At 43.5% G+C, this 24,545-nt stretch carries 21 protein-coding genes; all 21 read left to right on the top strand.

Features of this window, described 5'->3' with window-relative positions:
- Position 1: 1 nt before the first annotated feature.
- The 21 genes from flgL (at position 2) to GT1_RS15550 (ending at position 24,535) form a co-directional block, all read left to right on the top strand.
- Positions 2-1,279 (top strand): flagellar hook-associated protein FlgL, encoded by a 1,278-nt coding sequence (gene flgL / locus GT1_RS15650; RefSeq protein ID WP_188399508.1) that lies wholly within the window; start codon positions 2-4, stop codon positions 1,277-1,279.
- Positions 1,280-1,334: 55 nt separating this feature from the next.
- Entirely contained in the window at positions 1,335-1,898 is a 564-nt protein-coding gene (locus GT1_RS15645; RefSeq protein WP_188399507.1) for a DUF6470 family protein, read from the top strand.
- Between the two features lie 126 nt (positions 1,899-2,024).
- Entirely contained in the window at positions 2,025-2,483 is a 459-nt protein-coding gene (gene fliW, locus GT1_RS15640) for a flagellar assembly protein FliW (protein ID WP_188399506.1), read from the top strand.
- A 1-nt stretch (position 2,484) separates the two neighbouring features.
- A complete protein-coding gene (gene csrA / locus GT1_RS15635; protein WP_188399505.1) occupies positions 2,485-2,715 on the top strand; it encodes a carbon storage regulator CsrA in 231 nt (76 codons plus the stop codon).
- 91 nt (positions 2,716-2,806) lie between these two features.
- Entirely contained in the window at positions 2,807-3,193 is a 387-nt protein-coding gene (locus GT1_RS15630) for a flagellar protein FlaG (RefSeq protein WP_188399504.1), read from the top strand.
- 43 nt (positions 3,194-3,236) lie between these two features.
- Entirely contained in the window at positions 3,237-3,629 is a 393-nt protein-coding gene (fliS, locus tag GT1_RS15625) for a flagellar export chaperone FliS (RefSeq protein WP_188399503.1), read from the top strand.
- 30 nt (positions 3,630-3,659) lie between these two features.
- Positions 3,660-3,971 carry a hypothetical protein gene (locus GT1_RS15620; RefSeq protein ID WP_188399502.1) on the top strand — a complete coding sequence of 104 codons (312 nt, stop codon included), beginning with the start codon at positions 3,660-3,662 and terminating at the stop codon, positions 3,969-3,971.
- A gap of 267 nt (positions 3,972-4,238) precedes the next feature.
- Complete coding sequence (locus GT1_RS22655; protein WP_188399501.1) at positions 4,239-5,453, top strand: flagellin; 1,215 nt, start codon at positions 4,239-4,241, stop codon at positions 5,451-5,453.
- 140 nt (positions 5,454-5,593) lie between these two features.
- Positions 5,594-7,498, top strand: coding sequence for a glycosyltransferase family 2 protein (locus tag GT1_RS15610; RefSeq protein ID WP_223226299.1), 1,905 nt, complete (start codon positions 5,594-5,596; stop codon positions 7,496-7,498).
- 25 nt (positions 7,499-7,523) lie between these two features.
- Positions 7,524-10,085, top strand: a complete 2,562-nt coding sequence (locus GT1_RS15605; protein WP_188399499.1) for a hypothetical protein — start codon at positions 7,524-7,526, stop codon at positions 10,083-10,085.
- Positions 10,072-11,415 carry a metallophosphoesterase gene (locus GT1_RS15600; RefSeq protein ID WP_188399498.1) on the top strand — a complete coding sequence of 448 codons (1,344 nt, stop codon included), beginning with the start codon at positions 10,072-10,074 and terminating at the stop codon, positions 11,413-11,415. Before GT1_RS15605 ends, GT1_RS15600 begins: the two co-directional genes overlap by 14 nt.
- 2 nt (positions 11,416-11,417) lie before the next feature.
- Positions 11,418-12,767 carry a Gfo/Idh/MocA family oxidoreductase gene (locus GT1_RS15595; protein WP_188399497.1) on the top strand — a complete coding sequence of 450 codons (1,350 nt, stop codon included), beginning with the start codon at positions 11,418-11,420 and terminating at the stop codon, positions 12,765-12,767.
- A gap of 22 nt (positions 12,768-12,789) precedes the next feature.
- Positions 12,790-13,554: a glycerophosphodiester phosphodiesterase gene (locus GT1_RS15590; protein ID WP_188399496.1), complete on the top strand. Its 765-nt coding sequence runs from the start codon at positions 12,790-12,792 to the stop codon at positions 13,552-13,554.
- A 122-nt stretch (positions 13,555-13,676) separates the two neighbouring features.
- Positions 13,677-14,453 carry a phosphorylcholine transferase LicD gene (locus tag GT1_RS15585; protein WP_223226298.1) on the top strand — a complete coding sequence of 259 codons (777 nt, stop codon included), beginning with the start codon at positions 13,677-13,679 and terminating at the stop codon, positions 14,451-14,453.
- A gap of 8 nt (positions 14,454-14,461) precedes the next feature.
- Positions 14,462-15,142: an NTP transferase domain-containing protein gene (locus GT1_RS15580; RefSeq protein ID WP_188399494.1), complete on the top strand. Its 681-nt coding sequence runs from the start codon at positions 14,462-14,464 to the stop codon at positions 15,140-15,142.
- The gene (locus GT1_RS15575) at positions 15,129-17,306 is read left to right on the top strand and encodes a sugar nucleotide-binding protein (protein WP_223226297.1); all 2,178 of its coding nucleotides are present in this window, start codon (positions 15,129-15,131) and stop codon (positions 17,304-17,306) included. Before GT1_RS15580 ends, GT1_RS15575 begins: the two co-directional genes overlap by 14 nt.
- Before the next feature lie 80 nt (positions 17,307-17,386).
- Complete coding sequence (locus tag GT1_RS15570; RefSeq protein WP_188399492.1) at positions 17,387-18,604, top strand: glycosyltransferase family 2 protein; 1,218 nt, start codon at positions 17,387-17,389, stop codon at positions 18,602-18,604.
- Between the two features lie 44 nt (positions 18,605-18,648).
- A complete protein-coding gene (locus GT1_RS15565) occupies positions 18,649-21,000 on the top strand; it encodes a polysaccharide pyruvyl transferase family protein (RefSeq protein ID WP_188399491.1) in 2,352 nt (783 codons plus the stop codon).
- Between the two features lie 43 nt (positions 21,001-21,043).
- Complete coding sequence (locus GT1_RS15560; protein ID WP_188399490.1) at positions 21,044-21,637, top strand: hypothetical protein; 594 nt, start codon at positions 21,044-21,046, stop codon at positions 21,635-21,637.
- 19 nt (positions 21,638-21,656) lie between these two features.
- The gene (locus tag GT1_RS15555) at positions 21,657-22,898 is read left to right on the top strand and encodes a glycosyltransferase family 2 protein (protein ID WP_188399489.1); all 1,242 of its coding nucleotides are present in this window, start codon (positions 21,657-21,659) and stop codon (positions 22,896-22,898) included.
- A gap of 74 nt (positions 22,899-22,972) precedes the next feature.
- Positions 22,973-24,535: a glycosyltransferase family 9 protein gene (locus GT1_RS15550; RefSeq protein WP_188399488.1), complete on the top strand. Its 1,563-nt coding sequence runs from the start codon at positions 22,973-22,975 to the stop codon at positions 24,533-24,535.
- Positions 24,536-24,545: the final 10 nt, after the last annotated feature.

The following is a 24,545-nucleotide window of genomic DNA, read 5'->3' as shown; positions in this document are numbered from 1 at the left end:
TATGCGAGTAAGCACTAACATGCTGTCCTTCAACTTCATGATTAGCTTAAATAAAAACCTTGGACGTCAAAACAAAATTCAGCAGCAGCTTTCCGATGGCAAAGCCCTGCACCGCCCGTCCGATGATCCTGTCAAAACCATCAGGAGCCTCAGGTTTAATATTAACCTCAAGGAAAATGAACAATATACCCAGCATGTCAAAGATTCTATTTCATGGATGGAAACAACCGACGGCGCCATGAGCGACCTGGGTTCTCTGACCATTAGGGCCAAGGAACTGGTCATTAAAGCCGTATCCCCTAATCCGGATATGGCACTGGATGCTATTGCCAATGAGCTTGACGGCATTATCAACCAGATGATTGAAATCGGCAACACCAAGATCGGTGATCGCTATGTTTTTGCCGGACAGAATGATAAAATTCAACCTTTTCAGCGGCGTACGGTGACAGCCGCTGACGGAACACAGACAGAAGCTGTCGTGTATTCGGGCGATACCAACAAAATATCCATGCGTATTCAGCCAGGTAGTGTAACCCCTTCGCAGGACAGCGTAAATCTTACCGGGGAAGATGTTTTCGGTTTTCACACAATTACGGAAAATGGCAAAGAAATACAAACCTCCCAGGTGTTGAACGATCTTATCAGAGTTAAAGAAGCCTTGAAAGGCCAGACCTCGGCAAAAAGCAATCCGTCAGGCGGGGATATTAGCCAAACCTCTGCTGATGCGCATAATGCATTTACTTTGAGAATTGAAGAAGTGGATGGAACCGGTCTGCCAACAAAAGTATCCTACTCCCTTGACGGAGGCGTTACCTGGGAGAGCAGCGGAGGCATTCCTCCTAATCCTAAAATCGCAATTGATGGAACAGGCAAGGTCACCATAACCGATTCAGATGGTTTGGGGACAGCAACTGTTGAATATCAATTGACTGCAGCTACTGCTAACAAAACCGGTGACACCTACACCCTGCCGCATACTGCTTCTGACCGGGATTTGCAGTGGCTTTCTAAATCAGGCCTGTACCTGGTAGATAATGCCCACAGCCATATCCTTCAGGCCCAGACCGAAATGGGAGCCCGCATGGCCATGTACATCCAAGCCCAGGCGCTGCTGGAAAAAAACAATGTTGTTATTACCGAGGATGTATCGGCTAATGAGGATCTTGACATTGCCAAAGCCATTATTGATTTCAAAACCAGCGAAAGCATCTACCGTGCCGCTTTGTCGGTCGGCGCCAAGCTTATGCCGCCGTCGCTTGTTGATTTTATGAGCTAAATTGCTGCCGCCAGCGGGCATAGTATGACCGAATATATCACAGGGAGCGATTTCGATGCTTACCCTTAACATTTCCACCCAGCCTGCCAAAACCAGCATAACGACAACCCGCGCCGATATGCGGCTGACCACCACCCGGCCGCAGCTTCGTATCGACAGCGAGCCGGCAACCGTCGAAATCAGTCAGCCAAAAGGTGATCTGGAAATTGACTGGGAAGCCTTTCGCGCTTCGTACGGCAAGAAAACCAACATACGGCTGGCACGGGATCATGCCGATTTAGGCCGCCAGACGGCCTTTGATATCATTGCCCGTATAGCGCAGGAAGGGGATCGCCTGATGAACGCCGAAGTATCAGGTGAAGACCCTATACCCGCTTTGGCGGCAGAGGCCAACACCCAGCTTCCGCCAGAGGTTATTTGGGCTCGCCTGGAACCGCCGGTCATACGCTATACAGCCCACCAGCCCACTTTTAAGCCAACGCCCGGCCGTCTTACCATCGACGTAATCCCAGGCAAAGTCAACATGGACTTCCGGCCGGCGACTGTCGATATCCGGATGGTTCAATACCCCAGCATTAAAATGTGGGTGACAGATAACTCGGTAGATATTAGCGCGTAGTAAAAATAAGGATTGTTACCGTCAAGTATATTAGCTATAATATAAGCAGGCATACTATTGGGCAGAGCGCGGAGAACTCTGCCCAATTCGCTATTATTTATTATGGAAGAAAACAGGAGGCCACCCATGCGCATTAAGTCCACCCGTTTTGGCGAATTAGACATCACCGAGAGCCAGCTTATCCAGTTCCCCCATGCTCTTCCCGGCTTTCCCGAGGAAAAGGAGTTTGCCCTTCTGCCTTATCAGCCGGATAGTCCTTTTTTCTTTCTTCAGTCGCTCAATGAGCCTGATTTGACCTTTGTTATTGCTGAGCCCTTTACCTTCTTCCCGGATTACAGCTTTGCCCTAGACGATGCGGTTGCAGCCGAATTGGGAATAGCTGACGATAACAAGCCCAAAATCTTCAATATCATTCGTATTCCTGACAGAGCCGAGGAAATGACCGCCAATCTGCTGGCCCCGATCCTGGTTAACAGCCATACCCGCAAAGCTATTCAAATTGTTCTGGAAAAGTCCCGCTATACGGTGCGCCACCGCCTTTTTCCCCAGGGACTTCCTGCTCCAACCGGGAAAGGGGGCGAGTAGCATGCTGGCTCTCACCCGCAAAATCGGTGAACGTATCGTAATTGATAATAATATTATCCTAACAATTGTTGATATCAAAGGCGACAGCATCCGTCTGGCCATAGATGCTCCCAAAGAAGTGAAAATATACCGAGGGGAGCTTTATGACGCCATTGTCGCTGAAAATAGACAATCCGCCAGTCCTGCTGTTTTGCCCGGGAACGATATATTACAGAACATTAAGTTGCCGTAACCGGTAAGTGTATTTTCCGAAAAGCTGTTAAAGATTTTGCGGTTTTATTCGATACTATAGTTATAGAATAAACACGGCGAGGTGCTTACATATGGATATTCAGACCACTATCCTGGGCAAAGGCAATACCTCAGCAGCTTTTACTGCGGCCAAAGCCAGCGGCCGCGCGGGCGTGAATACGAAGCCTGAAAGACAGCCTGAGCCCATCGCGGAGGAGGAAAACAAACAACCCGGGTTCAAAGCGCAGACAAAGCTTGAGCAGGATGTTGCCAAGGCAACGGATGACCTCAACAAAATCATGCAATTGTTTAACGCCGATCTTAAGTTTGAAATTCATGAAAAAACCCAGCGGCTGATGGTTCGCCTTGTGGATACCAAAACAGATACAGTGTTGAAGGAATTTCCGCCGCATGAACTCTTGGACACTCTTGGGGCAATCAGGGAGTATATAGGAATTCTGCTGGACAAAAAGGCGTAACCGGCAGCCGGCTACATATAGATAAGAGCAGGAGGATACACCTATGAATGCGGCAAACACCGCCAATGTGTACAAAAATCAGCAAATCATGACAGCTTCGCCTGAGGAACTGACATTAATGCTATATAACGGAGCCATTCGTTTTATCACGGAGAGCATGCAGGCCCTTGGACAAGGCAACCTGGAAAAAGCCAATGCAGCTAATCTGCGGGCTCAGGATATTGTGCGTGAATTTATGTGTACCCTGGATATGGAGTACGAGATATCCCAGAACTATTTTAAGCTGTATGATTATATTGAATACCGTTTGATCCAGGCCAATATCAAAAAAGATAAAAGCCAGCTGGAAGAAGCAAAGAATTTGCTGACAGAGCTTCGCGATACCTGGATGCAAGCCATGAAACTGGCCCGGGGACAGCAGGCTGCGGCTAAATAAAATAGCCGTATAAGTACGAGGGGTGATAATGTGGAAGAATTATTAAAACAGATATTGTTTGAAATCAAAGGCCTGAAAGACGGACAGACTGCTATGCAGAGTGACATTACCGCTATGCGGGGTGACATTAAAGGACTCAAAGACGGCCAGGTTGCTATTCAGGCCGAAATTAAGAACATTAAAGAGGCCGATGCCGCTATACTGGACATGCTTGAAAAAACATACAGGAAAGTCGAAGAAGTAGAAACAAATCAGGACAGAATGGGTGAAAGCATTAGATACTTAATGCGACAAGGTGTGCAGCATGACGAGGATATCAACAGAATACGCAAAGCCCTATAGCCGCTATTGCGGTTTTTTTTCTTAGAAATTTATTAAGTTTTTTATAAACAGTCGAATAATGGAGAAAAACGGAGAATTAATTCATAACAAAGCAATAATGCAAAGAAATGGCGGAATGGGGCTCTAAATTAATAACCGGTATTGCCGATAATACTAGCAGAAGGTCAGTAAACTATTCCTGTACCGGCCGGACAGGAGTTCATACTGAAGTAGATTCTGCCGGGCAAGGATGCCTAGGCTAATAAAATTCAGGGAGGAACCATAACCATGATTATTAATCACAATATGCCAGCGTTGAATACTTATAACCGTTTGTCTAATAACAACACCCAAACCAACAAATCCTTAGAGAAACTTTCTTCCGGTCTGCGTATCAACCGTGCCGGTGACGATGCCGCCGGTCTTGCCATCAGCGAAAAAATGCGCGGCCAGATTCGTGGTCTTGATCAAGCCCAGCGTAATGCCCAGGACTCCATTTCCATGATTCAGACCGCAGAAGGTGCGCTGAACGAAACCCACAGCATTCTCCAAAGAATGCGCGAGCTGGCAGTACAAGCTTCCAATGATACCAACACCAAGGTTGACCGTGGCGAGATCCAAAAAGAAATCAACCAGTTGACTGACGAAATTGACCGGATTGCCAATACCACTGAGTTCAATACTCAAAAACTGCTTGATGGCAGCAAAAAAGGTCAAATAGATGCAGAAGATGGCCAAGCTGCTCTGCAGAACAACAGCAAAGCAACGATTAATTTGGCGAATACGACGGCTAATGAAACTGCTATCAAAGCTGTTGACCAGAGCGATGTTGTTATCATTACGAAGGGGGTAGTTTCCGGTCAGGCTACAGTATCCATTGACGGAAGCACATATAGCGTTTACCACCAAGGCGGTACTACTGCTTTTGATGCCACTAGCGATCTCACTGGCACAACCGTTGCACTTGGCGGTCAAACCATTGCATTTGACAACATAGGTGTGTTGGCAGATGGCGAAAGCATTACCATTACCACCAAGGCTGCAATAGCTTCAAGTTCTAGTGTTGGTAATTCCTTTGCGATGCAGATTGGCGCTAACAGCGGTCAAAATATCATGGTCGGTATCAATTCGATGAAAGCCAGCGATCTCAAGTTGCGCGACAATAATGGCGATGCTACTGATAACGGTGTCAATAAAGGCGCACTGAATGTTGGCAATCACTATAAAGCCAGTGCAGCAATCACTATCATCAACAACGCGATTGAATCAGTATCAGCAGAGCGTTCCAAGATGGGTGCAGTCCAGAATCGTCTGGAACACACTATCAACAACCTGAACACTTCCAGCGAAAACCTCACTGCTGCTGAATCCCGTGTTCGCGACGTAGATATGGCAAAAGAAATGATGAACTTCCAAAAGAACAACATCCTTTCCCAAGCCGCTCAAGCAATGCTGGCACAAGCCAATCAACAGCCTCAAGGCGTGCTCCAGCTCCTCCGGTAATTCGGAATTTATCAGGTATAAAGGCCAGAGTATATACTCTGGCCTTTATTTAGTAAAATTAGGATTTAGAATATGGGATTTAGGTTCTTCTAAGTCCTATATCCTAAATCCTAATCTAACTGAAAGGACAAATGCGTACAATGAAAATATCAGCTTGTATGATTGCCAAAAATGAAGAAAGAGTAATTGCCCGCTGCATTGAGAGTTACCGCATGGTTGTGGATGAAATCATTGTTGTGGACACCGGTTCCACTGACCAAACAATTGCCGTTGCCCAAGAATTGGGTGCCAAGGTCTTTTTTTTCCCCTGGAACAATGATTTTTCCGCCGCGAAAAACTATGCCATATCCAAGGCCCAAGGCGATTGGATTGTCTTTTTGGATGCCGATGAATATTTCGCTAATGCTACAGGCCATAACCTGCGCCCTTGTTTGCAAAACCTGGATAAGAGCTTTCACGCGTTAAGCTGCCGCATGATAAATCTGGATGAAGATACGGGGACAATGCTCAATGAATTTATCCAAATGCGGGTTTTTAAAAACAACAAGCACATCCGTTACATCGGCGCCATCCACGAAAGCCTGGCCTATTTGCAGGATGTATCGAAGCTGAAGGCTTTCTTGCCAGACAGGCAGGAGCTGCTGCTACACCACACCGGTTATTCCGCAACTGGTTTAAAAGAAAAGTCGCAGCGCAACCTGGCAGCGCTGCTGCAACAAGTATCTGGTGACACCTCCGCCAGGCCGGAATATTTTTACTATATCGCCGACAGCTATTCCGGCTTAAAAGAGTGGGGCAAGGTCATCCACTATATTCGCTTGTTCATGGCTACCGGACACCCTATGAATGCCTTGAACGCGCGCGTTTATTCGCTGTTAATCGAAGCCATGCAGCAGAGTGCGTATCCGGACGAAGAGATTCAGGCGGAAGTGTCTAACGCCATTGCCAAATTCCCGCGCCATCCCGTATTTCATTTTTATCAGGCCATGTTTTTTTATGAGGACAGGCGCTATGAAGCGGCCTGGCAGACAGCACAGTATGCCAGGCAATTGCATGAAAGCTATACCGACATGGGTATGAACGACATGCCTGCCCACATGGGCAGCCTGTACAATATGCTGGGGGCGATCAGTGAATTTAAGAATGATGCCAGTACGGCGCTGGGCTATTACCTGGAAGCACTGCAGCAGGATAAGTATGAAGCGCTTATCTTTGACCGCATTATTAAGCTGATTCGTACCCAACCGTCAGAGGACATCATTGCTTTCCTGAATACTGTATATGACCTTGAACGACAAGCTGATCTGGACTTCTTGGCAACAAGACTGACTCATCATGCCGTACCCCGGGTATTGGCCTACTATACGACAATGCGGGAGAAAAAATATCCCCAGCAAGATTATGTACTATTGCAAATGCTGGTGGCTAATGGTCACTATGACAAAGCTTTCAATACTATTTTGGCCTGCTATGCCGCAGAGCAGGATAACAGCCTAGGGCTGCTGGCCGCAGCAACAGCACTCTTAAGCGGCAAGGAAGAATATATGACCGCTGCCTTAACTGTTCTGCCGCCTGCCTATGCGCATATTCTGGAGGCTTACCAAGGCGCCCCCAGCTTGTTTACTGCAGAAGACCAAGCCGCCTTCTTGAGCTTGACCCGTCTTTTCATTCGTTGGGCTGATGAGGCAGCACAGCATAAGCTCCTGGCTCTAAGTAATCGCTTCCCGGACCAACTAACTATTGCCATCGCCGGCATCTTCCTGAAAGAAGGGCACTACAAAGAAGCACTGGCCTATTTTTACAATGCGGCAGAACATGCTGTAAGCAGAGGCTTGGTTGTGCATCCGCTGCTGTATTATAACCAAGGCTATTGCCTGCACCGTCTGAGCCATCCGGTGGCTGCTGCAGAGAATTTTGTCAGAGCCTTTGAGGCAGGGTATCGCAGCAACAATATTTACGACTACCTCCGTTGGAATGTTGACAAACTGGATGACGGCAGCGTGAAAGCGCGGGTTGAGGAAATATTAAATTCCGTGAAGAACTAGGCATTGCCGGAACAGGAGGGCTTGGATGGACAGGCTGGTTAGAGCGCAGCTTATTGAGTTATTATCAACAGTGGAGGAAGGAATCCGCTATATACAGACATCGGGGCAGACCGCGATGTTTGCAGAATGTGCAGCAGGAATAGCTGCCATTGCGAAGGCTTGTCAGGACGGTTTATCCGCAAGGCAGTATAGCAGCCGCTATGCAAAGCTGTTTGACAGGTTGATCCATGCTATGCAGCCGAGCAGCGAGGTAGTTCTATCCCCGGAATGGCTGGATGAAACCTGCAAGCTGCTGCAGATGGCAGCAACAGAGCTGCAACAGGAAGGGAAAGCCAAAAAAGAAATTTTGTTCCTGCCCTATAAGGCCTCCATGTGGGACAGCCTGGAGAGTATCTGGCTGGCTGCGCGGGAGGATGAAGAACATTGCGATGTCTATGTGGTGCCGATACCGTATTGTGACAGAAATCCTGACGGGACAGCCGCTAAGTGGCACTATGAGGCTAATTTGCTGCCCGATTATGTGCCGGTAACGGATTACCGTGAGTATGATGTCGCTGAGCGCAGGCCGGATGCAATTTATATTCATAACCCCTTTGACGGCTGCAATCTGGTCACCTCTGTTGATTCGAGGTATTATTCGCAGGAACTGAAAAAGCATACCGATATGCTTGTCTATGTGCCGTACTTTATTTTGGGAAAAGAATGGCCGGAATCGCATGTGCAGCTGCCGTGTTATCAGTACATGGATAAAATGGTTGTGCCGCAGGAGAACATGCAGATCCGGATGACGCAAGGCCAGCTGTTGGATGCCTGCTTGCATGATTATATACCAGCCAAGAAGCTGGTGCCACTGGGTTCTCCCAAGGCGGACAGAGTATTTTTCTGTGAAAAAAACAAAAAAATCCCCAACGCCTGGGAAAAGGTCATTCGTGGAAAAAAGGTTATTTTATACAATACAAGCCTGTCGAGCGTGCTGCGGTTTGGTGAGCAGGCACTGCAAAAGATGAAGCTTATTTTTGCAAGCTTTGCCAGGCACAAGGAGATTGAGCTGCTTTGGCGCCCGCATCCCCTAATGACTGCTACACTGAAATCAATGAGACCTGAGTTGTATGCCAAATACAAAGCGCTGGAAAAAGAGTTTGTCACCAAGCGGTTGGGGGTGCTGGATGAGACTCCGGATATTAACATGGCGGTAGCTATTGCCGACGCCTATCTGGGAGAAAGCACCTCTTCGGTTGTTCATCTGTTTGGCATTGCCGGCAAGCCGGTATTTTTTACGAACGAAATGATGCTCTGGGATACTCCGACGCCAGATGAAGCAGCGTCAGTACGTTTTGGGCACACGCTGGCTGAGAATGGCGAGGTGTGGTTTATTGCTGAGGGATATAATGCCTTATGCAGAATGAATCTTGTGTCAGGCCAAATAACGCCGGTCGCGAAATTTGACGATTTTCCGGTGCTTGCCGGACTATACAGCCGATTTTTAAAAATGGATAATATCATTTTATTTTCTCCGGGAAATGCCAAGGAAATTTGCGAATACAGTCTGGAAACAGGGGAGTGCAAAAAAATTCCACTGGAGAATCCGCTGGAATATGGGAATTTCGGTCATATCGTCCGCTATAAACAATATGTATTTTTGCTGCCGTGGCGATATCCGGCTATTTTGCGCATGTGCTTGATGACAGGGGAATGCAGGTATTATACCGAATGTCTGCAAGAACTGTTAGCATGCAGAACCCAGGAGAATGATGGGTTGCTAGGCGATTATCGCATCAGAGGGCAGAAGCTGCTGCTGCCTGCTGTCCAAACAAATAAGCTTTTGGAATTTGATATGGAAACCGGTAAATACCAGTTTCATACGGTAGGTCAGGAGCAGGCAGGCTATGCTTTTATGATCGAAAATGGCGATGAATACTGGCTGATTCCCCGGAAAACAAGAGCGATTGTAAAATGGAACAGTCAGACCGGTGACTGGAAAACATATGCTATTTATCCGGAGGACTTTACCTGCGACGCCGACTGGAACAGTGGTGACACCTACATGTTCAGCAGCGCGGTAAAAATGAATGGTGCTATCTGGCTATTCCCTTGCTACGCGAATAAGGTTATTCGTCTGGACTTGTCCACTGAAACCCTTGAGCAGGTTGATCTGGCACTTCCTTACGGGATTGGTGAGCGTAAATCGGCCTTTTATAAGCAGCAGCCGAACTTTTTTAACGCGTTTGCCGGTGGCGATAATATAATCATGGCTTTGTCCGCCTATGATCGCAGTTTAGTTGTTGTTGATACGGTGACGAAAACCTGCAGGCTGCAGCCATGCCGGTTAGCTGAAGCTGATGTACAGGCCTTATCCACCCCGATAGAGCAGTCTTTTGGCTGCATAAGCGCGGCTGCCCCTTATATGACAGCTGAAAATGGTCTTTGGCGCAATGTGGAGAGTTTTATAGAGTATGTGGTTGCCGGACGTCATGACAAGCAGGCACAGCAGGAGGCTTACGCCGGCTTCATCAATAACGCTGATGGTAGCTGCGGGAAAAAAGTACATCAATATATTATGGGACAGGTGTGCGATGCGGGAGACTAAACTGGCAGTGAAGGCCGGTATAACGATATACGCTTCCACAGGCATGATAGGAAAAAATCAGCCTGACCGGATGTCCAGTCTGCAATTTTATCCGGCAGATAAAGGAAGCCGGTTACAGCTTTTGGATAAACAGTATTATTTTAATGTGGCAACTTATACACGGGAGTTTGAACATAAATATCTGCATACCTATGAGTACGCCCCGGAGCAGGCCTGGGTCTCTTATGCCGGGGATTTAAGCGGCGACAGCTACCGGCAAGAGGATTATGTATTTGCAACTGCATGCTATTTCCGCATATGCCTGAAGCGGCTTGACGGTGCTGCGTTTTGTCCGCAGGAAGCAGAGCGGATTAATGAAATTTTAAGATTTGTGTCTACCGTCGGGGACGATAAAAAAATACAGGCTGTTTTTTTGCCGGAAGTCGAAGATACGGCGCAAAAAGTCCGAGCTTTGAAGACAGACGGGGCTTTAGTGCTGGCCGTTATTGCCGATACGCACTATACTGTCAACGGTACCTGGCAGGACACGGCGAAAAATTTGCAGGCAGTGCATCAGGCGGCAGGCTTTGACAGTGTCGTCCATTTGGGTGATTTGACGGACGGAATGGTGCCGGGGGAGCTTACCAGGAAATACGTGAACAGAATGCTTGCCGACTTGCAGCGGCTGTCTATTCCTATTCATATTGTGCTTGGCAATCATGATGCCAATTACTTTGCTGGCAATCCGGATGTATTTTCGCTGGAAGAGCAAATTGAATTGTATCAGCAGCATAGTAAAAGCTATAAAAGTGATCCTGCCCTGCCATATTATTACACTGACTATCCTAGGCAGGAAATCCGCTGCATTTTCTTGAATGCCTATGATAACAATGAGAAAATTCGTTATGGCTTTGATACGGCGCAAATTAGGTGGCTGGAGCGCATATTACAAATCAGCCCGGAGAGATTTGCTATCCTAATTTTCAGTCATGACGCTCCTTTGGCAAGACTGGATTACTGGTCAGATGAAATCCGGGGCGGGAACGCACTGATGGCTGTCCTGGAAGGACACCAGCGCCAACAAAACAACATTCTGGCCTATATTCACGGGCATGCCCATTCTGACTATGTTTACCGCGATAGATTGTTCCCGATTATTTCAATTGGCTGCGCCAAATGTGAGGATATGCAGGAAAAGAAAGCGCCGGGCTTTGTTACTGAGAGACGTGAGCTTGGCATGATTACCCAGGAATTGTGGGATACCCTGATTGTCAGTCCGGATAAAAAGCGGCTGGACTTGGTGAGGTTCGGTGCCGGACCGGATCGAACGATATATGTAAAGGACGAGTGACGATGAAGAAAGTGATAACCTACGGCTCGTTTGATTTATTCCATGAAGGACATTACCGGCTGCTGCAGCGGGCCAAGGCATTAGGCGATTATCTGATTGTCGGCGTAACCACCGAACACTACGACGAAAGCCGCGGTAAGCTCAATATTGTGGACTCTCTGATGGAACGGGTTGAAAATGTCAAAAAAACCGGCTTTGCCGATAAAATCATTATCGAAGATCATACCGGGCAGAAGATTGAAGATATTCAAAAATACCAGGTGGATGTTTTTACAGTGGGTTCTGATTGGATAGGCATGTTTGATTATCTTAAACACTATTGCGAGGTCGTGTATCTGGAACGGACAAAGGGCATTTCCAGCACCATGAAGCGGGCCCAAAACTATAAAATTATCCGCCTGGGCATTGTTGGCAGCGGCCGGATTGCCGGGCGCTTTATTCCTGAGGCGAAGTTTGTTAGCGGACTAAATATCGAAGGGGTTTACAATCCGCGCCGGGAAAGCGCCGAGAGGTTTGCTGCCGAACATAGCCTGGCTTTTGCCACAGATGATGAAGAAGAATTCTACGAGCATGTGGATGCCGTCAATATTGCTTCGCCGCATGAGACGCATTACGGTTATATTAAAAGAGCATTAGAGCATGGCAAGCATGTATTATGTGAAAAGCCGATGCTCTTGCAAAAAGCGCAGGCGGAAGAAGTATTTGACTTGGCAAAGGAAAAAAACTGCATTTTGATGGAAGCTTTAAAAACGGCCTATGTCCCCGGCTTCATCCGTTTAATCAGCCTGGCGAAGAGCGGTGTTATTGGCGAAATTCGCGATGTGGAGTCCTGCTTTACCCGGTTGACGCCCTCCCACTTGAGGGAAGTGACAGATATTCGAAACGGGGGAAGCTTTACCGAGTTTGGCAGCTATACATTACTGCCGATTATAAAGCTGTTGGGTACGGACTATCAGGATGTTTACTTTAAAAGCTTTTTGGCGGATAATGGCGTGGATATTTATACGAAGGCGTATTTTAACTATGGTGGCAATATTGCCACATCAAAAACCGGGTTGAAGATAAAGTCTGACGGACATTTGCTTATTTCCGGTACCAGAGGGTACATTTTTGTACCTGCTCCCTGGTGGCTAACTAAGGAATTCGAGATTTGCTATGAGGATTTTACCCAGAACGAAAAGGTGTATACCAAGTTTCTGGGTGATGGTCTGCGCTACGAACTCAGCGATTTTATCGCGACAATTAACGGTCACAGCAGCGGCGGCTTTAAGCTTACGCGTGATGAATCAGTTGCGTTAGCTGGGCTTATGGAAAAATTTCTGGAACAGAGAAGTCAGCCGGTTAAAACCTGATATGATTTAAGGAGAGGAAATAATGGCAAAGACCAAGGTATGGGCGCACCGCGGAGCGGCGGGCTGGGATACCCAGTATGCGCCGGAAAACACTATGCCGGCGTTTGAAAAGGCGGTAGCCATGGGTGCGGACGGTATCGAACTGGATGTGCAACTGACGAAAGACGGCCAGCTTGTCATTATTCATGATGAGACCATCCAGCGCGTTAGCGATGGAGCGGGCTGGGTTAAAGATCTGACACTGCGGGAACTAAGGCAGTTCAGCTTCAGTAAAACCCGTCCGGAATACGGATTTATGGCTATCCCGACGCTGGAAGAGTTTTTTGAAATGATGCAGGGCAATAACCTGGAAATGAATATTGAGTTTAAGAATAATGTCGTTTTTTACGATAAAATGGAAGAAAAGACAACCGCCTTGGCGCAGAAGATGAGGCTGGCGGAACGCATTATTTATTCGTCGTTTAACCATTATTCGGTACGAAAGATAAAAAGCCTGGCCCCGGAATCAAGGACAGGCCTTTTGTATATGGATGGCTTTATTGACGTACCGGCCTACGGCAAAGCGTTGGGGGTGAATGCGCTGCATCCCAGAAGGCATTTGCTGGATTACCCCGGTTTTTGGCAAGAGTGCAAACAGCAAAAACTGGCAGTTCATGTGTGGACAGTGGATGTGAAAACCGACATGAAAAAGCTGTGCGAGCTGGGTGTGGAGGTGTTTATTACGAATTGCCCGGATCATGGACGAAGAGTTGTGGATGAGTATGAAAAAGGACTGAACATAGAATAAACCGCTCACAAATTGTAAGCGTTGAGCAATGCTTGTTCTCGGCAAATGGATAAATATGAAAACGTACAAAAGGATGAATGCGGTTGCTACAGCTAGATAACGATACATTACGAAAACTGCAGATGATAGAACTGGAAATGTTGATTGAAGTAGACCGTATATGCAAAAAATACGGAATTAAGTACAATATTATTGGTGGTACTTTATTAGGCGCAGTCCGTCACGGCGGCTTTATTCCATGGGATGACGATGCGGATCTGGCCATGCTGCGACCTGAATATGAGAAATTTAGAGAGGCTTGTAAAAAAGAACTTGATCACGACCGGTTTTATTTTCAGGACTACCGTAATACGCCGGGATATCGTTGGGGATATGGAAAATTACGGCGAAAAGGTACTGTTTTTTTGCGTGAGTATCAGGAACATATGCCTTATGAGCAAGGCGTTTTTATTGACATTTTCCCGCTGGACGGGGTACCGGATTCTTTTATATTACGGAGATTAAAGGATATAGAATGCTTTTGCATTCGTAAGATTCTGTGGTCGGCAGTTGGTAAATATGCAGATAAAAGTATGTTTTGCCGACGGTGGTATAGTCTGTTAAGCAATATACCGGAAACGATGATATTCAGCTATTTAAATAGGTTAATAGTGAGAAGCAATAAGAATAATACGCAACGTGTACGAATCCTTTTAATGCCTTCTCCTAACAAAGAATATTGTTATTATCGTAAATGGTTTGAAACTGGGGCCGACATGAATTTTGAAGGATATCCTTTGCAAGGTATTGTGGATTATGACGGATTTCTAACTTTTGAATTTGGTGATTACCGACAACTTCCGCCTATAGAGAAACGCAAAGTTCATCCAGTATCTGCCATACAATTAATAGAGGTTTAGGAGAGATAATGAAAGCAATTATTTTAGCTGCGGGTCAAGGAAAGAGACTAGGCCAATATACGCAAGGAAAACCGAAATGCCTGCTGCCGTTAGGTCAAGAAACAATTCTATCAAGGGAAGTCCGTCTATTACAAGAAGCCGGCATTGCTGAAGAAGATATCTATGTTGTAGGCGGATACCGGTATGATTTGCTGCAGGAGCATGTTCCTAATTTAATAGTGAATACATTGTATGATAAAAAAGAGAATTCCTACAGCCTGGGGCTGGCATTAGAAAGTATGGATGATGACATTTTGATTTTGGATGCGGATTTGTGTTTTGAAGTAGATTTATTACAGGAACTTTTACTTTCGCCGGATCCGAATATATTAATGAGCAAAGTTTCTGATGATTTAGAGGAAAGTACAGGAATTGTGACTGACGCTGCCGGATATGTGACAGCGATTGGAAAGCAATACATGAATACAGGCCTGGTATATATTAGTATTTTTAAAATTGCCCGAGAAACCATCCCTGCGTTTCGGGAGGCTCTTCTTGACGAAAGGCACGGTGCCACCTGGTATACGGCGGCAATCACGAATATTTGCAAGGAGTTTCCGTTTGTTAATCTAGTGACAGCGAAAAAATGGCATGAAATTGATTTTGTTGAAGACTATTTAGAAACAATAAAGCTATTTGGATTGGATTGAAGATATGAAAGTTGTTATTTTGGCTGCCGGAAAAGGGAGCGGCTTGGGTAACCTTGCCGCCCATCAGCCCAAATGCATGCTGCAATTCGGACCAGAAACAATTATTGAGCGGCAATTGCGGATGTTGCGGCAAGCGGGAGTTGATGATTCACAAATTATTTTAGTTACGGGATATAGACAGGAAAAACTTGCAGACAAGTTTCCTGTTCAAACGGTATATAATCCCTATTATGCAGAAACTGACAATGCATACAGCTTATTTCTAGCCTTGCAGCAAGTTGATGAAGATACGTTGATTCTCGACAGCGATTTGGTATTTGATGAGTCTGTTTTACTTGTGATGCTAGGTCAAAAAGAAAATACTGTATTGGCTAAAAATAATGATAACTATAGTTATGGAGCTACCGGCATAGTTGTAAAAAGTAACCATGTAGAAGAGATTGGGAAACATGTGCAATCATCGCTAACTTATGAAAGCATAATCTATTTGAAAAAAGATACAGTAGATTTATGGAAAGAAGAATTAGCTAAGCCGAAAAATGCTCAGACTTGGTATTCAATTTCTTTAAATAAAATTGTTAAAGAAACAGTCTTTCGCGTTGCTGTGACAGACGAAAGAATTATGGGGATTGACACTTACTTTGATTACATTGCGGCAAAGCGTAGCTTTAAAATCGAAGACTTTTCAATCTTGGTGACAGGGGCATCCGGTCTACTGGGAAAAAAAGTATTTCATATATTAAAAAGAAGATATACTGTCAATGGTATTCAACATAAAGCAGTTCCGCAGGTGTTTCCTTCTCTTAATTTGACGGATAGTCAAAAGGTAAATGCGTATATTGAATTAAACCGTCCGCAGATCATTATTCATACAGCGGGAATTGCTGAACCAGAAATTTGTGATCAGGATAAGGATATGGCGCGCGAACTCAATCTTGAAGTGGTGAAAATTTTAGTTGAGGCATGTAGGAAATACCATATCAAGCTGATTCTTATTTCTACAGATTATGTATTTGACGGTGAGAGAAGCCAGGAATATTCCCATACGACGGAGCGTCATCCTAAAAATTATTATGGGGAAACAAAGAAAGCCGCTGAGGATGTTGTTAGCGCCTATGAGAATAGTCTGATTATCCGTATGCCGATTCTGTATGGCTATAATGATGATACTGATAAATTGACTTTTCCGATAAAGGTTATCCAAAGTTTAGCACAGAGACAAACTTTATACTTGGACAATAAGCAAATTCGTTATCCAGTATTGATTGATGAGGTTGCCTTTAGCATAGAAGCAGCATTGGCTAAAACTGGGATTATTCATATAACCAGTGAGTTTCCCTGTACGAAATATACTTGGGGGAGATTGATTGCCCAAAAATTTGGTTTTGATTCGGTGCTTATTCAGGAGGATACAAAAAGTAAGCTACACAATCGTCCGTCTCATGTTAAATTGGAAGTTGTTGATCGGGATTATCTTGTTAGTGACATTCAGCGAGGGACGGATATTTTACGAAAACAGTTGCATTGTGTATTTAAATTGATTTATAAAAGTGATCCGACCGCATATGCCAATGAGAAGAATATCGGATCTTACCGGTATCAGCTTGGCATGGCATTGGGCAAGGTATTGCCTGCAAACATGGTTAACGAATTAGACTGTGTCATGCCGGTGCCGTCCTCTGGATTATATTATGCAATGGGACTTGCAACCGAGCTTAAAGTTCCGTATGTGCAGGGCTTGGTTAAACCAGATGCGTCTGTACGTAGTTTTCAATTAGCGGATCTGGCGTTGCGGGAACAAACAATCCGTTCGAAGATTGTCCCTCTACCAGATTTTATTCAGGATAAGACGATTGCGTTGGTTGATGAGGCGATATTTACGGGAATCACCTTAAAGGTGGTTTGTGATATGCTCAAGGCTTGCGGCGCTCGAAAAATCTATATATGTATTCCAACGCCGGTTTGCAATTATCGTTGCAGACAATATATACAGCCTGAACGGGAATTGCTTTTAGAGGATATTTGCGAAGAAAAGCTGAAAAATTATTTTGGTGTTGCAGAAGTGTATTTTCAAGTGTATGAAAAATTTGAGCAATCTATAGCTGATATGGCGAATATCTGTTGTGAGTGCTTTGAGGGACGTAGAAATACGGATAAAGTATAATAATTTTGTGACCTCACAACACTTACACTGGATAGATTTCTCGCAGCAGAATAATTTAGCTCAGAAGCAGGGGGCGAATTATGCAAGGGGATTTGATAAGTATTATCGTTCCTATATATCGAGTGGAATCTTTTTTGGACGAATGTATAACAAGCATTCTTAATCAAACTTACCGGAATATAGAAATTATACTTGTGGATGATGGATCGCCCGATACGTGCCCCGCTATGTGTGACAGGTTTGTGCGGCAGGATTCTCGCGTTAAAGTTATCCATAAAGAAAAAAATAAAGGTCTGGTTAGCGCGCGAAAAACGGGTATTGTAGCTGCTTCAGGGCAATACATTGGTTATGTGGATGGCGATGATTGGATAGAACCGGATATGTATGAGAAAATGCATGATCTTATAAGAAAACACGATGCTGATGTGGTTGCAACCGGACATTTTCGCAATGTTGGTGAAAATTATACGATCGTAAAGAATGGACTTCCCTCAGGTGTATATAGAGAAAGAAATTTATTGGAGACGGTATATTCCAAGTTGATATATACAGGAGAATTCTATCAATACGGTATACGAGTCAATTTGTGGAATAAGTTGTTCAAAAGAGATATTTTGCAGTTAAACCAGCTTGCTGTAAGTGACGAAATAAGTTACGGTGAAGATATTGCATGTGTTTTGCCGATCCTTCTTGCCGCGAAATGCATTGTAGTAGAGAATAGCCCTTATTATCATTATCGTCAGCGCCCAGCTTCCATCACTAAAAAGTACGAAACAGACGAAAAAGCAAAATTAAAAATCTTGTTTCGCTATCTATACCAATACGTTTGCGATTCTGTAGCTCCAAAGGTTTTATTATCACAATTACATTGTTTTGAATTCTATAAAATTTTATACCGATGCCCGGAAATATTTTGGACCGAAAATTCTTTGATCCCTTATGATTGTGTTACTCGGGACAGCCGGATTATTCTATACGGAGCGGGAGATTTTGGACGTATACTTTATTCAGCCATTATTTCTTCTGGGTTTTGTAAAATCGAACTATGGGTTGATCGCTTGGCTGAGGCCTATATGGTGCAAGGGCTTCCTGTCCATCATGTGGAGTCCGTCCAAGCTAAGGACTATGATTACGTAGTGATGGCAGTTATGAATTTGCCCCATAGTGCTCAAGAAGAGACAAGGGAGATGCTGATCCATTATAAGGTGGCTCCCGAAAAAATAGTATGGATTAATGATAAATACACAAAGAATCCCGAACTGTTAATCCGGGATATTATACTGGAAACTGAAAAGTAATAATAGTTTGGGGGTGAAGGTACAACAGGTGTTGTATCAATGATATGAATGACGTGCTTGAGAGTAAAACTATTATTTTGTTTGGGTTAGGCAATAATTTCTTTTCGTATTTTAATAGGTTAAGCAGCATAATTAAAATTGAGTATTTATGTGATAATAATAAAAAGAATTTAGATATATTTTCCAGAATGAAAATATATCCCTGCATTTCACCAAGAGGACTTCAAGCACTGAGAGATCCTTTTGTAATTATTACATCTGGTACTGAAGAAGCAATAAGCTCTATTCGAAATCAAATGAGTGAGTTGGACATTCCCTGTTGCCATGCAGAAGAGGCTCTTGCTGAAAGGGATTCTTATCAATTGCTAAATAAGCTTCCAGGCGAATGGTTGCATAAGTATAACAGAAAATTTGTCGATATTTCATTAGACGGGACAATGGCTTGTAACTTCAGATGTGAGTATTGTTACCTGAAAGATAGAGCGTTAGCTTATTCGGGCCAAGTCAATACTTCTCTTCATACTCCGCAGAAAGTTCGGAAAGGCTTATCTCAAAAACGCTTGGGCGGGAAGTGCTTTATTAACATTTGTGCAAGAGGAGAAACCTTACTTTCTGAAGACATTGTTGAACTTGTCTATGAATTGCTCAGCGAAGGACATGTGGTTTCTATTGTGACTAATGGGACAATTTCCGAAAAATTTAATCAATTTCTCACCTTTCCTTCTCAGTTGCAAAAGAATCTTTTTATTAAATTTTCTTTTCATTATATGGAGTTGCTCAAACACAGCTTGCTGGAAGTTTTTTTTGACAATGTCAATAAGATCAAAAGTTCCTGTAGCTCATATACAATTGAAATTACGCCATGTGATAGTATGGTTCCGCATATTGAAGATATTAAACTCATATTTGAGAAATACGCTAATGGGGCAATGCCACATATATCGTTTGCACGGGATTCCTCTAAAGAAAGTCTTGCTGTTCTTACTTCTTTGTCATTGGATGAATATAATCGGGTTTGGGGACAATTCCATTCAAAAATGTTTGAGTTAAAAAGCTTATGGTATGATAAAAAAATCGAGGATTTTTGTTATGCCGGAGATTGGAGTTGTAGGATCAATTTAATGGAAGGCAGCATACAATCCTGTTATCATCATAAATCAATGGGCAATTTATTTCGAGATATGGATAAACCCTTCCCGATTCAATTGGTTGGGACGAATTGTCAAATGCCGTACTGTTTCAATGATCATGCCTATCTAGCTTTTGGCTGTGTTCCATCAATTGATTGTTATTCTTATTTGGACATGCGGGATCGCGTGGATAAGGACGGAAATCATTGGGTTAAGCCGGAATTGGGTAGCTTTATCAAGGCGAAGCTTTATGACAACAACCATCAATATGATGACCAGTATAAATTTTTGGATGGATTTTTTAGCCTTGACAGGAACCCGGCATTTATAGTTCTTAATTCACCGGACTATCCGAATATTGGGGATCACGCAATTGCTCTGGCCGAAAGGAGCTTACTAGAGGGGCTGAACTGTTCACGCGAAATATATGAAATCACAAGTACTTATTACAAAAATAGCAATGTCCGAGAGTATATAAAGAAAGAGGATGTTTTACTGTTTACAGGCGGAGGGTATCTTGGATCATTATGGATTAATCTTGAGGATACCGTGCGTTTGGCAATTGATAACCATCCGGATAACGCGATAATTATTCTCCCACAGTCCCTCTTTTTTGAGAATTCGGCCTTTGGGAGAAGAGAGTGTCAGTTGTCGCAAGAGATATATAATCGGCATAAAAGATTATATATGTGTCTGCGTGATCCTTTTTCCTATCAATTGGCGAACAGGATTTTTGATGATCATATCGGAAAAATGTTTTTACCAGATGCTGCTTTGCTCTTAAACTACAGCGAGGAGGAATTTCTACGAACTGGTGCACTTCTTTGCTTAAGGGAGGATAGAGAAAGCACGATTGCCAAGGAAAGCAGAGACCTTATACATAGGGAATTACAGAAGCGTTTTACAGATGTGGGGATCATTTCCAATATTGTCAGTGAACCATCCTCAATGACTAAACGAGAAGAGGCGGTCGACAGGTTCATCAGAAGGATTAAAACGGCGGAGGTTGTTGTGACAGATCGGTTGCATACCATGATTTTTTGCGTAATTAGTCGGACGCCCTGTTTAGTGTTAGATAATATCAGCAATAAGGTGTTCGGGGTATATGGGTGGATTAAGCATCTGGACTATATTAGCAAATTGGACAATCCGTTTGAGATAGAGCAAAAGCTAAATGGTGTGATAAACTCAAATTCAAGATTTGATTCCGAACGCTATGATATGGAGTTTGAACAGCTCAGAAAGCTTCTGCGGGAATTGGCATAGCGTTACTGGGTTTGTTTGCTCCATGCAGAGGGAGCACTGAAAAATGAAAAAGATACTATTGCTGGGTGATTCTATTCGGCAGTGCTATGATCAATATGTACGCGAAGAACTGAAAGACAAGGCAGACGTAAGATTTCACCATGATAATGGAAGGTTTTGCCAATACACCCTGCGCTATGTTCACGAGTGGATCAATAAACTGTATGAGCCAGAACAAAGAGATATTGACATTATCCACTTCAACTGTGGCCTTTGGGATGTCTTGAGGCTTACAGGTGACGACGACAATTTGATACCTATAAGTTCATATGCAGAACAGTTAACAAGAATAGTTCATATGCTGAAGCATCTTTGTCCGGATGCGATCATCCTGTTTGCCCTGACGACGCCGGTGATTGAACCTGGGTTTGCCCCAGGCCCAGATATCGGCATTAGACTGAATGCCGATATCAAAAAATATAATGCTACGGCAGTTGATGTTTTGAAGCCTTGGGAGATTGGTATTAATGATCTGTGGACGACAGTGAGCAAGGCTCCCAAAACGGTTTATTCAGATCAGGTGCATTTTCAGACCGAGTTAGGAATTCAGACTCTCGGGAAAGCTGTGAGCTCTTTTTTAATACCCTATCTTGAGTAAATGAAAGGACCGGTTTAATTTGAATCCGAAGATTTCAGTTATTGTACCTGTATACAATACAGAGCTTTACTTACGAGAATGTATGGAAAGCCTTTTGAGCCAGTCGCTCAAAGAAATCGAATTTATTTGTATTGATGACGCTTCCACAGATTGTTCGTATGAGATTCTATGTGAATATACCGAACGAGATTCTAGGATCAGGCTTATCCGCAATCCAAACAATGCCGGTGTTGGGGAGACCAGAAACAAAGGGATTGACCATGCTCGAGGAGAATGCCTTTATTTTATGGATTCGGATGATACGTTAGAAAGTCATGCATTGGAAAAGTTGTACGAGCAATTACATATAAACCAGCTGGATATTTGCTATTTTAAAACGTATATTCATTATGAAATAGATCGGGTTGAATGTAGTGTATATGCCAAAAAGGGGATTATCAGTTCCTACAGCGGATGCTGTACAGGTCCGAAGAGAATGTCTGATTTTCTGAACAATGGCGATTTTTTTTATTATCCATGCTTAGCTTTGTACAATAAAAAATTCATAGATAACAATCATTTAAGATTTGCAAAGTTGAAAATTGGTGAAGGCGGTTTGTTCTCCATTAGTGCCATTATCCGGGCAAAGCGTGTAGCAGTATTGGATGATAGGCTGTATCATTATAGGATTCGTTCTTTTTCAGCAACGACTTCTTTAGATGCAAAAAGGGATAGCGTATTTGGACAGTTTATTCAGTATGTAGAAGTCTTGAAGCTTCTCGCAAAGGAATGCTGTCCTGTGGCGTCGCAAGCTTTGAAGCAATTTTTAGAGCAGCAAGTCAGTAAGGTTCAAGGGCACTTGAGAAATTCCCCTAAGTTAGCGGAATTTATTAGCAGCAACCTTGACGCTGATTATGAAAGGCATATTTTAGCTGAAGTATGTATGCCGAGCAAGGCTTACTTCAAAGGTTTTGATAGCGAACAAGAAGAAAAGATTCTTTGTGCTCATACGCTTATCGTGTATGGTGCCGGGTTGGCCTCTTTAGACGTTCTCTGTGCGCTTAATGCCTTAGAAAAAGAAATACTTGGGTTTGCCGTAACCAATAAACCTTTAAAGACTTCTCTCTATGGACACCATCTTTACATGATAGACGAGTTGACGGGATATTCAAGACAAGCGCTGGTGATTGTCGCCACCAATCGGTGCTATCATCAAGAAATCGAGGAAAAATTAAAAGGTTTGGGATTTTTTCAGTATATAATGTTGAATATTATCATTTGAGAATACTGTTGCCTTAACAGCACAGTTCTTGTACATCAGTTTAAGTAATTTGTGGAACAAAGGAGCAAATTTGGGTGTACGAAATAAGCAATAATGATTTTTTTATAGTTGAAGAAACTAAGGAAAGATTGCTTGAGTTTTGCGCTCAACATAAATATATTTTTTTATATGGTGCCGGAAAATATGGCGAAATATGTTTACATATTTTAAAGGAACATCATATTTGTGTGGAAGGATTCCTGGTAACTGACGACTCCGCTCATGAGTATCTAGGACTGCCGGTATATTTGGCAAGAGAAAAATTATTGAAAATGTGTCCTCAAACTGGGATTGTTTTTTCTCTAAAAAAAGCTTTTCAAGAAGAGATAAAGAAAGCTTTAATAAATATCAATAATGTTACATTTTTTGAACTAGAAGATTCCTTTTTTCATTTATATAAATTAGAAATGATGAAGAGCTTAAAGTATATAGCTAGCAGGCCTGAAAAAATGCTGTTTAATAGGCCGAAAGATTGGCGAAAAATTTTGATCATTCGGCTGGATGCTGTAGGCGACATGATTTGGACGACCGCTTTTTTTAGAGAATTGAAGAGAAAATTTCCTTGCTCTAAGATCACATTATTAGTTCGGCATGCTATTTTTCCATTGATAAAAAATTGTCCTTATGTCGATAAATTTCTCACATATGAAGGTACATTAAGGGAAGTAGCGGCGTGTGATAAAGAAGACGCAATGTCTTTTGCACAACAGAATTTAGTTAAAGAGCAATATGATGTCGTTTTTTTGCCTAAAGTGTTATCTATATGGTGGAATTCTAGATTGGATGTTCTTTTAGCTATGTATAGCGGTGCTAAGTACCGCATCGCCAGGGCGCATCATATTGAACCCTTGGAAAAGAAGGTATGTCTGGCAATGGAAGAGATGTTTTCCGTTGTTGTAAGGCATGATACAGTTGAGCATGAGGTTTTGCGTATTCTAAAGCTCTTAGAGGTTTGCGGTGCTACGATTGAGAGTGACAGAATGGAGTTATGGTTAAGCACTAGTGATGAGAATTTTGCTAAAAACCTCATAGAACGCGATGAAGAGGACGAAACATTATTCATTGCTGTTGCACCGGTTTCGAATGATGCGAATCGTTCGTGGGATGCTTTAAATTATATAGAATTACTCAAAGGGATTTTGAATACGTTTGGCAATAAGATCAGGTTTGTTTTGTTGGGAGGAGAAAATGCTGAACATGTAAGCAATCCAATAGAAGAGGCTGGATTAGGAGCGGATGTTCTAAATATGATCAATAAAACAACTTTATCACAAGCGGCAGCAGTGGTAAAATATTGCGATATATATCTGGGGGCAAACACCGGAATTCTGCATATGGCATCAGTTTTTGCAAAGCCTGTTATTGAAATTTCGGCTCATTTGCGAGGCGGTAAAAGTACTGATCCCCTTAACCCTGAGAGGGTAGGAGCCTGGCATGTATATAACAAAGTAATCAGACCGGAAGGCGTAGATAATTGTCAGGACTATTGCCGAAAGTCATACGCCCATTGTATAAACCAGATTACCGTAGAGGAAGTTCAGCGTGAAGTAGAAGAGATGATTGAATATTTACGAACAAAGAAATTAAACAATTTATAAGTAGAGAAGG

This window comes from Sporomusa sp. GT1, assembly GCF_014634905.1.
GTDB classification, from domain to species: domain Bacteria; phylum Bacillota; class Negativicutes; order Sporomusales; family Sporomusaceae; genus Sporomusa; species Sporomusa sphaeroides.
Note: the sequence above shows the minus strand (reverse complement) of the source record. Positions and strands in the feature narration are given on the sequence as shown.